This window comes from Planococcus koreensis (assembly GCF_004761975.1).
Lineage (GTDB): Bacteria > Bacillota > Bacilli > Bacillales_A > Planococcaceae > Planococcus > Planococcus koreensis.
Genome location: NZ_RQII01000062.1, coordinates 1 through 12,559 on the forward strand (window position 1 = coordinate 1; position 12,559 = coordinate 12,559).

12 protein-coding genes and 1 tRNA gene are annotated in these 12,559 nt (G+C 48.6%); 1 reads left to right on the plus strand and 12 read right to left on the minus strand.

The features are described from left to right. Positions 1–253 precede the first annotated feature (253 nt). The 11 genes from lysS to tilS all read right to left on the minus strand — a co-directional run bounded on the left by lysS (position 254) and on the right by tilS (position 11,543). Positions 254–1,738: a lysine--tRNA ligase gene (gene lysS / locus EGV91_RS14840; protein WP_135505017.1), complete on the minus strand. Its 1,485-nt coding sequence runs from the start codon at positions 1,736–1,738 to the stop codon at positions 254–256. A gap of 139 nt (positions 1,739–1,877) precedes the next feature. Then, entirely contained in the window at positions 1,878–2,366 is a 489-nt protein-coding gene (gene folK, locus EGV91_RS14845; protein WP_135505019.1) for a 2-amino-4-hydroxy-6-hydroxymethyldihydropteridine diphosphokinase, read from the minus strand. Next, the gene (gene folB / locus EGV91_RS14850) at positions 2,363–2,728 is read right to left on the minus strand and encodes a dihydroneopterin aldolase (protein WP_135505021.1); all 366 of its coding nucleotides are present in this window, start codon (positions 2,726–2,728) and stop codon (positions 2,363–2,365) included. Before folB ends, folK begins: the two co-directional genes overlap by 4 nt. Next, on the minus strand, positions 2,728–3,534 hold the full coding sequence (gene folP / locus EGV91_RS14855) for a dihydropteroate synthase (protein WP_135505023.1): 807 nt from the start codon (positions 3,532–3,534) through the stop codon (positions 2,728–2,730). Before folP ends, folB begins: the two co-directional genes overlap by 1 nt. 126 nt (positions 3,535–3,660) lie before the next feature. After that, positions 3,661–4,599, minus strand: a complete 939-nt coding sequence (gene cysK / locus EGV91_RS14860) for a cysteine synthase A (RefSeq protein ID WP_135505025.1) — start codon at positions 4,597–4,599, stop codon at positions 3,661–3,663. 127 nt (positions 4,600–4,726) lie between these two features. Beyond that, positions 4,727–5,674, minus strand: a complete 948-nt coding sequence (locus EGV91_RS14865; RefSeq protein WP_135505027.1) for a peptidyl-prolyl cis-trans isomerase — start codon at positions 5,672–5,674, stop codon at positions 4,727–4,729. After that, positions 5,658–6,539 carry an Hsp33 family molecular chaperone HslO gene (hslO, locus tag EGV91_RS14870; RefSeq protein WP_135505029.1) on the minus strand — a complete coding sequence of 294 codons (882 nt, stop codon included), beginning with the start codon at positions 6,537–6,539 and terminating at the stop codon, positions 5,658–5,660. The genes EGV91_RS14865 and hslO overlap by 17 nt, the downstream gene beginning before the upstream one ends. A 1-nt stretch (position 6,540) precedes the next feature. Continuing rightward, entirely contained in the window at positions 6,541–7,323 is a 783-nt protein-coding gene (locus EGV91_RS14875; RefSeq protein ID WP_135505031.1) for a type III pantothenate kinase, read from the minus strand. Positions 7,324–7,437: 114 nt separating this feature from the next. Further along, the gene (gene ftsH, locus EGV91_RS14880; RefSeq protein ID WP_135505033.1) at positions 7,438–9,447 is read right to left on the minus strand and encodes an ATP-dependent zinc metalloprotease FtsH; all 2,010 of its coding nucleotides are present in this window, start codon (positions 9,445–9,447) and stop codon (positions 7,438–7,440) included. Between the two features lie 120 nt (positions 9,448–9,567). Continuing rightward, on the minus strand, positions 9,568–10,119 hold the full coding sequence (gene hpt, locus EGV91_RS14885; protein WP_135505035.1) for a hypoxanthine phosphoribosyltransferase: 552 nt from the start codon (positions 10,117–10,119) through the stop codon (positions 9,568–9,570). A 14-nt stretch (positions 10,120–10,133) separates the two neighbouring features. Beyond that, complete coding sequence (gene tilS, locus EGV91_RS14890) at positions 10,134–11,543, minus strand: tRNA lysidine(34) synthetase TilS (protein ID WP_135505037.1); 1,410 nt, start codon at positions 11,541–11,543, stop codon at positions 10,134–10,136. Positions 11,544–11,665: 122 nt separating this feature from the next. Here tilS and EGV91_RS14895 point away from each other — a divergent pair. Then, positions 11,666–11,739: transfer RNA gene (locus tag EGV91_RS14895), tRNA-Met, on the plus strand. A 167-nt stretch (positions 11,740–11,906) separates the two neighbouring features. Here the strand turns inward: EGV91_RS14895 and EGV91_RS14900 are convergent. Continuing rightward, a complete protein-coding gene (locus tag EGV91_RS14900) occupies positions 11,907–12,338 on the minus strand; it encodes a S1 domain-containing RNA-binding protein (RefSeq protein WP_135505039.1) in 432 nt (143 codons plus the stop codon). Positions 12,339–12,559 lie beyond the last annotated feature (221 nt).

A 12,559-nucleotide genomic window follows, 5' to 3' on the forward strand; every position in this document is an offset into this window, starting at 1 on the left:
GACGTTTTGCTGTTCAGTTTTCAAGGTTCATGTTTGTATGCCGCTTCATTTGGCGACTTTTCAATATTACCAGCTTCCTTTTCGGAAGTCAACAATAAGTTCCATGTTTTCTTCGTGTAATCTAGATGCCAAAACACGACATCAATTAATATATCACCTCTCCCTTCTGAGCGCAAGACTTATTTAAAATAAAAAACCGATTCGAGAATATTCTACTCGAACCGGTTGGGTAAATATTTTAAATCTATGCTTATTAGTCGCGCGGACGCATCTGAGGGAACAGTAGAACGTCTCTTATAGAAGCGGAATTGGTCAACAACATAACTAGACGGTCAATCCCAATCCCAAGACCTCCCGTAGGCGGCATGCCGTATTCCAGCGCTTCGATGAAATCATCATCCATTTCATGCGCTTCATCGTTGCCTGCTTCTTTTTCAATTAATTGAGCTTCAAAACGCTCGCGTTGATCGATTGGATCATTTAATTCTGTGAAGGCATTTGCATGTTCTCTACGAACAATAAACAATTCGAAGCGATCTGTAAAACGCCCATCTTCCGGATTCTTTTTAGCCAGTGGAGAGATTTCTACAGGATGGCCATAAACAAAAGTTGGTTGAACCAACTCTTCTTCTACACGCTGCTCGAAAAACTCATTCAAAATATGGCCTACTTCCATAGTAGGTTTAACTTCAATATTATGCTCTTTCGCTAAAGCGTGCGCTTCATCTTTCGTCATCTGCTCCCAGAAGTCCACTCCTGTGTATTCTTTCACTGCGTCAGCCATGTGCAGGCGCTTCCAGCCTGGCTCAAGATTTATCTGGTCCTCGCCATATTGGACTGTGGTTGCACCTAATACATCCTGTGCAATATGTGCAATCAGATTTTCCGTCAATTCCATGACATCGTTGTAATCTGCGTACGCTTCGTATAATTCAAGCATTGTAAATTCAGGGTTGTGGCGCGTTGAAACACCCTCATTGCGGAATACCCGCCCTACTTCATAAACTTTTTCCAAACCACCTACAATAAGGCGCTTCAAATGAAGTTCGATAGCGATGCGGATAAACATCTGCATGTCGAGCGCATTATGATGCGTGATGAACGGACGTGCAGTCGCTCCACCAGCAATCGAGTGCAGCATCGGTGTTTCCACTTCCAAGAAACCTTGATCATCCAGGTAGCGGCGCATCGATTGAATGATGCGGCTGCGCAGAATGAATGTCTCTTTGCTTGTTTCGCTTGTAATCAAATCCAAATAGCGCTGGCGGTAACGCTGCTCAATATCTTTAAGGCCATGGAATTTCTCTGGCAGCGGGCGCAGGGCTTTCGTCAAGAAGAAGACTTCTTTCGCTTTAACAGAAAGTTCCCCTACATTCGTCTTGAAGATCGTCCCTCTTATTCCAAGGATGTCGCCCAGATCGACTGTATTGAAAAATTCATATGCTTCGTCGCCAATCGCGTCTTTACGGACATATATTTGGATTTGGCCTTTCAGATCCTGAAGATGCGCAAATCCAGCCTTACCTTTTCCTCGCTTCGTCATGACGCGCCCGGCAATTACCACTTCATGCGGGTTTTCTTCAAGCTCTTCTTTTGAAAGCTCGCTGTATTCGTTGATGATTTCTTCAGACAGGTGAGTACGTTCGAAACGCGAACCGAAAGGGTCCATCCCGTTATCACGGAACGCCTGCATCTTTTGGCGCCTCACCAATACTTGGTCGTTTAGCTCTTCTGACATGTTCTACACTCCTTTATTTTTCAACACCTTGATCATTCATGTATTTCTCTATTGTACACAATTTCCTCTTGCGCTACATAAAAAAAGCTGCCACAAAGTTGTGGCAGTTCTTATTTCCAGCTTAAACTGCACCGTTCGTCTAGATTTTATGGAGAAATTCTTCAGTCCCGCTATAGGTTTTCCATAACCGAACCCCTTGTTCAGGCGGCTCCGGCATTCCTTCAAGTGAAGGGTTCACTTCCAAAAGCGGGATGAGTACGAAAGCCCGCTCGTGCATCCGCGGATGCGGAACAACCAATCTCTCCGATTCTATTTTTTCTTGGTTATAGAGCAGGATATCGAGGTCTATTGTCCGCGGCCCCCATTTGACGAGCCGCTTGCGCTGCAGCTGCTGTTCAATTTCCTGGCAGGCATCCAATAATTCCAAAGCGGACAGGCTCGTCCGGACATGAACGGCCATATTCAAAAACGGCTCTTGTGCGGTGAAGCCGACCGGGTCTGTTTCATATAAAGATGAAATGGCCGCAACTTCTATCGCCGGATGCTTCCCCAACAAATCGACAGCCTGCTTCAGCATAGCTAATCGGTCACCCATATTCGAGCCAAGCGATAAGTAGCTGTCGTTCATACGAATTCCCCGCGCGACAATTCGATTGCCACCGACCGGTAATGCCCAGGGATCGGCGGATCGGGTTTGACCATCTGCACGCGAATCCCTTTGACAAGCGAGAACTTCGTTAAAATACCGGCAGCGACTTCTTCAGCCACCGCTTCGACGAGCTTTTTTGGCGGCCCTTCGACAATTGCGCGGCAAGCTTCGTAAACTTCGCCGTAATGCACCGTGTGTTGTAGGTCGTCTGTTCTGCCAGCCTCCGCCAAATCAACCGCCAGCGATACCGTCAGACGAAAACGTTGCCCCAACTTGGTTTCTTCAGCAAATACGCCGTGGTAACCGTAAAACTCCATATCGTTCACATGAATGAAATCCATTATTCCGCCTCCTTGTATTTCGTTTTCCCTGTCAGCACATCCATCATGCGCACGGCACGGCTTGTTTCTTTGACGTCGTGGACGCGCACAATTTGGCAGCCGCGGTCGACGCCGAAACAGACGGTGGCAAGCGAACCTTCGAGCCGCTCTGCTACCGGCAGCCCCAGCACTTTGCCGATCAGCGACTTGCGTGAAGTTCCAAGCAGCACCGGATAGCCGAGCGCAACGAACTCTCCGAGATGCTGCATCATTTCAATATTGTCAGCAGCGGACTTGGCGAAGCCGATGCCCGGATCCAGCCAAATCTTTTCTTTGCGGACGCCGGCATTAAGCGCAATTTCTATACTTTCGCTTATATCTTGCTGGACATCCGGCCAAAAATCCTTGTATAACGCATCGTTACGGTTGTGCATTAAAATAATGGGCACCTCCCATTTCGCCGCAACCTCTGCGATGGCAGGTTCATATTTCGCGCCCCAGATGTCATTGATGATATCTGCCCCCGCTTCAATTGCCGCTTCAGCCACTGCCGCTTTATATGTATCAATTGAAATCAAGACGTCGCATTGGTTTTTCAACGCTTGAATCACCGGAACGATACGCGAGATTTCTTCGGCATCGGAAATCATCGTGTAGCCTGGCCGCGTCGATTCACCTCCGATATCGATGATATCCGCACCGTCTTCTACCATTTGGCGTGCCCACGACACTGCTTGTTCAACCGACGTATAGTTGCCACCGTCAGAAAAAGAATCCGGCGTTACATTCAATATGCCCATCACCCATGTTTTATTGGTCAAATCCATGTTTTACACTCCGTTCTGGACCCTGTTATTGCCCGGGAAATAATCACTCTCTCCATATTATCGCGAATAACGGCATTTTCGCCATAATAAAAGAGCATGCATAGGCATACTCTTTTTAGAAGCGACTCAATTTTCTTCGAATTGGTAAAGCGGAGTGCTCAAATAACGTTCGCCGTTTGATGGGATGATCGCCAGCACTTTTTTGCCTTTGCCAAGTTTCTTCGCAACTTGCAGCGCAGCGTAGATTGCCGCCCCAGAGGAAACGCCTCCGAGAATGCCTTCTTCGCGAGCCGCTTTGCGGGCTGTTTCGTACGACTGATCATTCGTCACTTGAATGATTTCATCGTAAATTTTCGTGTTGAGGACTTCTGGCACGAATCCAGCGCCAATGCCTTGGATTTTATGGGGGCCCGGCTTGCCGCCTGACAATACAGGCGAGTCCGTCGGTTCCACTGCAACGATGTGGATGCCCGGGTAATGCTCTTTCAACACTTGGCCAGCGCCGGTGATGGTGCCGCCTGTACCGATTCCGGAAATGAACGCATCCAATTGCTCACCCATCGATTCCACGATTTCCGGTCCTGTTGTCAGTCGGTGCACTTCCGGATTCGCTTCATTCTTGAATTGCTGGGGCATGAACCAGCCGTTTTCAGCAGCCAGTTTTTCAGCTGTTTTAATGGCGCCGTTTGGACCGTTCATACCGTCAGGACCTGGAGTCAGAACCAATTCTGCACCATATGCACGCAATAAGTTGCGGCGCTCCATGCTCATCGTTTCAGGCATGACCAATACGGATTTATAGCCTTTAGCCGCAGCAATCATTGCCAGGCCGATTCCCGTGTTGCCGCTTGTCGGTTCAATAATCGTGTCGCCTTGCTTTAAATTGCCGTCTTTTTCAGCAGCTTCTATCATTGCCAATGCGATGCGGTCTTTCACACTGCTGCCAGGATTGAAGTATTCCAATTTCAAATAAACCTCTGCATCTTCAGGGCCAGTCAGGCGATTTAATCTGACAATCGGTGTTTGGCCAATCAATTCGGTAACAGAATTTCCTATACGCGCCATTTCTCAACACTCCTAATCCCTAGTAGTTTTGTAAGTATTAATCTTTCCTTATCGTATCAATGTTTCTCATTTTCTGTCAAATTGTATACACCAAAAAGGCATTTCCAATGAGAAATGCCTTTCTGTTTTATTGGCCGTAAAACCATTCTGCGTCGAATTCTTTCCAGAAAGCTTCTGGAGTGACTGATTGAGGGAGCTGCTCAAGCGCAAGTTCGCGACCGATATGGCCTTTGACTTCTTCGAAGGAGAACTTTTGGCCTTCCGCTTTATCCACCACCGCTACTATCGCCAGGCGGCCGTCTTTCAATGCCACCGGCTCTGACCACTTTCCAGTTTCGATCGATTGGACCGCTTTTGCAACGGCCGGATCGACAGACGGCTGGTCCGGGGAAATATAGCCGATGTCGCCGCCCAAGCTGGCAGACGCGGTATCAACCGATTTTTCGCGGGCCAGCGCTTCGAAGGAAGAACCGTTTTCAAGTTCTTTCAGCGCCGCTTCGGCCTCGCTTGCTGACTCGACGACCATCATGCTCGTGCGGTAGCCGTCCTCGACGTCATAAAGCGCCTGGTTTTCTTTGTAAAAGGCTTCGATTTTCTGGTCTTCAACCACGATATCTTTTGTCAGCACTTTTTCCAAGATCAATTGCGATTTCACTTGCTCACGCAAGCTCTCGCCGTTTTCTGCATACAATGCCATATCGGTGCCATCCTGAGCCGTGCGGAGCATCGCGAGTTCGAGATCGATTTCTTTGTCGCTGACTTTAATGTCGTACTCTTCGGCTGCAGTGGCCATGACTTTTTGATTGACCAGCCCGAGCAAAGTATCGCGGCCATGCTGCTCTTCCATTGCCGCCATCCATTCCTGGCGCGTGATCGGATCGCCTTGGACAGCGGCGACTTCTTCGCTGCTGCCTGCTCCGTTCGGAATCAGCCAAGCAATGAACCACAGCAGGTTTCCAACAAATAATAGCAATAACAGGACCAGCAGCGGACCTGTCTTCAATCTTCTTCTCGGCGGACGCCCTGCAGTTGCCGGTGATGCAGCAGGGCGTTGCGTATTACGCGTGTAGCTCATCGATCAGCGCTTCCAATTCTTCTTTAGAATAATGGTATTTTTCCAAACAGAAATGGCATTGCGTTTCAGCCATTCCTTGCTCTTCAATCATTTCGCGGATTTCTTTTTCACCGAGTCCCAAGATTCCTTCTGCAAAACGTTCTTTGGAGCAATTGCATTCAAACTTCACCGGCATTTTGTCCAAAATCTGCACATTTCCTTCGCCGAGCACTTCTTCCAAAATTCCTTCCGGCGTCAAACCGCGCTGGATCATTGTAGAAACAGGTTCGATATGAGCCAATCTTTTTTCGATTGCCGTAATCGTTTCGTCGTCAGTATCCGGCATCAATTGGATGATGAAACCGCCAGCAGCGAGAATGGAGTTGTCTGTATCCACCAAGACACCCAAACCGACCGACGATGGCACCTGTTCAGAAACCGCGAAATAATAGGTCAGGTCTTCCGCAATTTCACCCGAGACGATCGGTGTCTGGCCCGTGAAATTCTCCTTCATGCCAAGGTCTTTAACAATCGCCAGCATGCCATTGGTGCCGACCGCCCCTTTGACATCCAGCTTGCCTTTGACCGACGAATCGATTTGGGTCTGCGGGTTTGTTACGTAACCGCGCACCTTGCCATCAGCATCGCTGTCGACCAAGATGGCGCCGATCGGCCCTCCCCCTTGAATTTTCAACGTTACTTTGTCATCGCCTTTCAGCATTGCGCCAAGCATGACCCCCGCCGTCATCGCGCGCCCCAATGCAGCAGACGCTGTCGGCCAAGTCTGATGGCGGCGCTGCGCCTCCCCTACAGTTTCCGTCGCATCAGCGGCAAAAGCCCGGACGCTGCCGTTAAAGCCAAGTCCGCGCACTAAATAATCTCCCATATCAATCGTTCCCTTCCAACGCCTGATTGCGTTTATAAATTAAATAAAGGCCCTTCAATGTCAAAAACGGATCCACTTTGTCGATCATAGACGATTCCGCCGCAATCAACGAAGCCATTCCTCCTGTCGCAATAACGGTCGGCTTTTGCTTGCTCTGTGCTTTCATGCGTGCAATGATGCCTTCCGCTTGCCCGACATAGCCGAAGACGATGCCGGCCTGCATAGCGGATACGGTGTTTTTTCCAACGACGTTTGCCGGACGCGCAATCTCGATGCGCGGCAGTTTCGATGCACGATTGTACAACGCTTCGGTGGAAATGCCGATGCCCGGCGCAATCGCCCCGCCCATGTATTGCTGGCGTTCGTCAATGTAACAATACGTTGTCGCCGTTCCAAAATCGACAATGATCAACGGAGTTCCGTATTCATGGATCGCCGCAACCGCATTGACGATCCGGTCTGCTCCGACTTCACGCGGGTTATCGTACTTGATGTTGAGGCCGGTTTTTACGCCAGGCCCGACAACCATCGGCTTGATGTGAAAATATTTCTGGCACATCCGCTCCAGCGAAAACATGATTGGCGGCACGACAGAAGACATGATGATGCCGCCGATCGCTTCAAATCCGAGGCCGGCGTCATTCAGCAGCATTTTGATTTGCATGCCGTATTCATCTTCCGTTTTGTGGCGGTCTGTTTCAAGCCGCCAATGATGCAGCAGCTGCTGCTCCCCATAGACACCCAAAACAATATTCGTGTTTCCGACATCCATTACTAAAATCATATTTGAGCCCTCACTTATCAACGATTTTCCAACACATCATACCATATTTTCAGAGAAATAAAAAAACCGATCGGCCGTTCCCAAAAAGGAAAGGTCGATCGGTCTTAACAAGTCTTATTTGCGGTCTTCCTGAATCGGTCCAACGGCTTCACCGGATCTGCCTTCTTTTGGCAAATCGCCAGCTGAAGGGTCACTCGGAGCACCCGTTACATCCCCTGCTTCATCGTCTTTCGACAAATCAACAGCATCTTTTTCAAAATCGCCGTTCAATGCTTCATAAGAACGTTCCGGAAGCGTGCCGTGGTCTTTCAAGTGAAGGATTTGGCCCGCATCCAACGTTTCCACTTCAAGCAAAGTATTGGCAATCAACGATAGAAGATCTTTGTTTTCAGTCAGGATCTCTTTCGTGCGCAAGTACTGCTCTTTGATGATGCGCTGGATTTCCTGGTCGATTTCAAATGCGATGGCATCTGAATAATTCTGGTCTGAGTTGAAATCGCGCCCAAGGAAGACATTGCCGCCTTGCGCCTGGCCGAATTGGATCGGTCCGATTTTGTCGCTCATTCCGTATTCAGTAACCATGCTTCTCGCAATGGCTGTCGCACGCTGGAAGTCATTATGGGCTCCGGTTGAAACTTCACCGAAACTCAAGTCTTCCGCAACACGTCCGCCAAGCAAGCCAGAAATCTTATCAAGCAATTCCGGTTTCGTCATGAAGTAGCGATCTTCTTTCGGCAGCATGACAGCATAGCCGCCTGCTTGTCCGCGAGGAACGATCGTCACTTTATGGACGGTTTCCGCATCGTCGAGAATCAACCCGACAACCGTATGGCCAGCTTCGTGGAATGCCACGATATTGCGTTCTTTTTTCGAAATGACACGATTCTTTTTAGCTGGTCCCGCAATAACGCGGTCCGTCGCTTCATCGATATCGGACATGTCGATTTTCAATTTATTGCGTCGAGCGGCTACCAGGGCTGCTTCGTTCAATAAGTTTTCCAAATCCGCTCCCGAGAATCCAGGAGTGCGCTGTGCGATGGCTTTCATATCGACAGTCGGATCCAAAGGCTTGTTGCGTGCATGCACTTTCAAGACTTCTTCGCGACCTTTGACGTCCGGGCGGCCAACTGTAATCTGGCGATCGAAACGGCCTGGGCGAAGAAGTGCCGGATCCAGGATATCCGGACGGTTTGTAGCTGCGATGATGATGACGCCTTCGTTCGCGCCAAATCCATCCATTTCTACAAGCAATTGGTTCAATGTCTGCTCACGCTCATCGTGTCCGCCGCCGAGGCCTGCGCCACGCTGGCGTCCAACTGCATCAATCTCATCAATAAAGATGATACATGGTGAATTTTTCTTCGCATTTTCGAAAAGGTCACGGACACGGGAAGCCCCGACGCCGACGAACATTTCAACGAAATCCGAACCACTGATCGAGAAGAAGGGAACGCCCGCTTCTCCAGCAACCGCACGGGCCAAAAGTGTTTTACCGGTACCCGGAGGCCCGACAAGCAAAATCCCTTTTGGAATGCGCGCACCGATATCAGCGAAACGGCGAGGATCTTTCAGGAAGTCGACAACTTCCACAAGCTCCTGTTTCTCTTCGTCTGCTCCAGCTACGTCATTGAAGCGGACTTTATGTTTCTGATCATCGTACAGCTTCGCTTTGCTTTTCCCAAAATTCATCACTCGGCCGCCACCGCCGCCTTGTGATTGGTTAAGCAGGAAGAAGAAGAGGATGAAGATGATGATGAATGGAATGATGCCTGTGAAGAATTGAACCCATCCGCTTGTCTGCGGGGCTTTCAAGAAATCCACTTCGGCACCCTCGGATGTCGCAATTTCATCAATTTGCGTAATCAACGCTTCGTTTTCCACTGGAATATTAGTGACGAATGTTTCATCGTCTTCGTAGTCATCCAGTTTCCCTGTCACTTCGTAGACATTTGCATCAGGTTGGATGGTAATTTCTGAAATCGTCCCGCCTTGGACAGCTTCCAAGAATTCATTGTATCCTATTTCGTTAGTCGGTTGGTTACTGTTATTGAACGTCCCCAAAATACCGATAATAACTAGGAAGATTAGTAGATAAAATATGGTGTACCGAAATATTCGATTCATCCCAAGCCTCCTCATAAAGTTTCCAAAAACTATACTAAATACTACCATACGAGCATTTCCGCATACAACGAAAAGCCCTTAGCTTTGCGGGTGAATCCGTATTGTGTGAACTTCTTTTGACTATTCTTGATCTTCGCTGTAAACAGCAGGTTTCAAGACGCCAATATATGGAAGATTACGGTATTTTTCCGCATAGTCCAAACCATATCCCACAACGAATGCATCCGGAACTTCAAATCCGATATAATCTGCTTTCAAATCCACTTTGCGGCCAGACGGCTTATCCAGCAACGTAACAATTTTGATCGAGTTCGCTTTGCGGTATTTGAATAAATCCACCAAATAGCTGAGCGTCAGTCCGCTGTCGATGATGTCTTCAATGATCAATAGATCGCGGCCTTCCACGCTGGCGTTCAAATCTTTGATGATTTTCACTTCACCTGAAGAAACAGTCGCATTGCCGTAGCTTGAAACGTCCATGAAATCCATTTCCACATAACCGTCGATGCGCTTCATCAAATCGCCCATAAATGGCATTGCACCTTTTAATACGCCGATTGCCAACGGGTATTTATCCTGATAGTCGCGAGTAAGGATTGCTCCTAATTCCCGCGCTTTCTCTTGCAAACTTTCTTCCGTAATCAATATTTCTTCAATGTCTTTTTGTAGCATGGTGGGCCTCCTAGTTAATCCGCTTTTTGCGTTTTCTCGTGGTGCTCTATCAATACCCAGTCGTCGCCAGCTCGCGGTTCGCGGCTGAAAAGACTGGATGGGCGCAGTCCTGGAATCAGCAATACCTCATCTTTTTCCGTTGCAATGACCGGCCAATTCTCTCTTTCACAAACAGGGACTTTCTCATCGATCATCAGGCGCGACACTTTTTTCGGCTGCTGCATGCCGGCAAGTTTGATCCGGTCTCCCGGCTTGCGGCTTCTGATGAACATCCTGTCGTGTTTAGATGCGGCGAAATACCAAAATACAGCATTCTCTTCTTTTTCAACCTGCAGCAAAGGGACCTTTTTGTACCGAAACCCGTTCACTCTTTCAGACCAGTCACCTGTGATGGGCATTGCATCTATTGCAGTTGCCGGATGGACCGGCTGTCGGCTAAAGAACACCGCGTCGTATTGGCGTGTCATCATATAATTATGCGGCAGATGCAGAAAAACAGTACCGGCTGAAACTTGCATGGCGTTTTGCACCTGTTCAGCCAATTGCTTTGTTATCGACACTTGCTGCCCATTATATAGATAGTTTAATAGTATTAGAACCATTCTTTTTTGTAAAGCAAGTGCTCCGCTTCTGAAACTTTCAGCCGACAAGCATAGCCGGCCATCTGTCCAACGAACCATTCCGTCCACTTGTTCACGGGCCAGCCCGTCCAAAAAACGCTGGTCTTCCTGCAGCGTTTCGGCAAGTTCGACAAAATGATCCGACACTGACGGTTCTTCTTTTTTCAACAGCGGTACAATTGCTTCCCGGACGCGGTTGCGTGTATAAATCGGTTCCGCGTTGCTGGAATCTTCCCGGTGGACAATGCCATGGCGCCGGGCATAATCAGCGATCTCGTCTTTCGTCACCGCGAACTGCGGCCGGATGAGCTCCCCTTCGCCGAACGGGCGGCGCAAAGGCATGCCGAACAGACCCGATTGCAGCGACCCTCTCAAGCCTGCCATCAATACCGTCTCCAATTGGTCATCGGCGTGGTGGGCAGTTGCAAACTTCTGCGCTTTTTCGGCTGCCATCACTTCCTTGAAATACGCGTAGCGTTCATCGCGGCACACCTGCTGTTTATTGCCGCCCGCCGTTTCCAAGATGGCTGGGATTGGTATCGATCGGCTGAAACAAGAAACTTTCCAATGCCGGCAAGTTTCTTCAGTGAAACTGCGGTCCATGCGGGATTCCTCGCCGCGCAGCATGTGGTCGACGTGCACGGCCGACACCGCTACTCCGAAAGCCTGCTCGTTCATTTTCAAGAAATGCACCAGCACGAGCGAATCAATGCCGCCGGAACAGCCGACAAGCACCTGTTCTCCCGGAACCAGCAACTGGTGTTTTTTGATAAAGGCCGCCATCTTCTTTTCGTATGTTTCCATGCACTCACCTCTCCCAGGCCTTTTTATCATCTATATAAAAAGAACGCCCTAAAACTTTTTTCTAAATCTGATTGACACTCCGCCATTTAGATAGTATGATTTGAAATGTTCGTTTGAACAAAGGCGGCGTAGCTCAGCTGGCTAGAGCGTACGGTTCATACCCGTGAGGTCGGGGGTTCGATCCCCTCTGCCGCCATCATCGTTGTTAAAAGCAGCATCCTGACAAAGGATGCTGCTTTTTTTTGTGTTCAAGCGTATTTTGCACTTTATAAAAAAAACGCTCCCCTCGAAGGAGAAGCGTTTCGATATGAATTGTTAAGCTGTCATGAAGCATTTTCCTATGCTATTAAAACAGCTAGCAAGTTAGCCTCTTTTTGCACCGCGGCCGCCGCGCTTGGATTCTGTAGCGCGTTTCAATGAAGTTGCGTTTTCTTCACTTTCCTTCAAGAACTTCGCCATTTTCGTCTCGAAGTTTTCTTTTGGTGCGCGTTCAAACGAACGGTTATTGCTCGGACGTGGACGCTGCGGACGATCCGGACGTACCGGTGCGCCTTCTGGCTGTGGTTTCGCTTTGCGGATGGACAGACCGATTTTGCCGTCTGCTTCCACATTCATCACTTTGACTTCCACCATTTCGCCGACTTTAAGATGATCGTTGATATCTTTGACGTAATTGTCTGCGACTTCACTGATATGCACGAGGCCTGTTGCACCAGTTGGTAACTGAACGAATGCTCCGAAATTTGTGATACCTGTTACTTTACCTTCTAACTTGCTGCCTACTTCAATCGACATAAAAAAAATGCTCCTCCTTAAAAATTAAGATGACCGCCATATGGGGCCAAAAAACTCATTTATGCGGGACGTTGCCCGAATTTTATTATAACACTTTTTATTATAACCAGCAAAAAAAGAGTGTCAACTGACTACTCTTCTTTAACTTCATCTTCTTCATTTTTATGGTCTTCGTTCGGCGTTGTGAAAATGATTTCACCCTCATCCGACAGGAAATATTC

Coding starts and splice junctions, on each gene's coding strand:
- lysS (WP_135505017.1), bottom strand. CDS start 1,738: ATGTCAGAAGAGCTAAACGACCAAGTATTGGTGAGGCGCCAAAAGATG.
- folK (WP_135505019.1), bottom strand. CDS start 2,366: ATGAACGACAGCTACTTATCGCTTGGCTCGAATATGGGTGACCGATTA.
- folB (WP_135505021.1), bottom strand. CDS start 2,728: ATGGATTTCATTCATGTGAACGATATGGAGTTTTACGGTTACCACGGC.
- folP (WP_135505023.1), bottom strand. CDS start 3,534: ATGGATTTGACCAATAAAACATGGGTGATGGGCATATTGAATGTAACG.
- cysK (WP_135505025.1), bottom strand. CDS start 4,599: ATGGCGCGTATAGGAAATTCTGTTACCGAATTGATTGGCCAAACACCG.
- EGV91_RS14865 (WP_135505027.1), bottom strand. CDS start 5,674: ATGAGCTACACGCGTAATACGCAACGCCCTGCTGCATCACCGGCAACT.
- hslO (WP_135505029.1), bottom strand. CDS start 6,539: ATGGGAGATTATTTAGTGCGCGGACTTGGCTTTAACGGCAGCGTCCGG.
- EGV91_RS14875 (WP_135505031.1), bottom strand. CDS start 7,323: ATGATTTTAGTAATGGATGTCGGAAACACGAATATTGTTTTGGGTGTC.
- ftsH (WP_135505033.1), bottom strand. CDS start 9,447: ATGAATCGAATATTTCGGTACACCATATTTTATCTACTAATCTTCCTA.
- hpt (WP_135505035.1), bottom strand. CDS start 10,119: ATGCTACAAAAAGACATTGAAGAAATATTGATTACGGAAGAAAGTTTG.
- tilS (WP_135505037.1), bottom strand. CDS start 11,543: ATGGAAACATACGAAAAGAAGATGGCGGCCTTTATCAAAAAACACCAG.
- EGV91_RS14900 (WP_135505039.1), bottom strand. CDS start 12,338: ATGTCGATTGAAGTAGGCAGCAAGTTAGAAGGTAAAGTAACAGGTATC.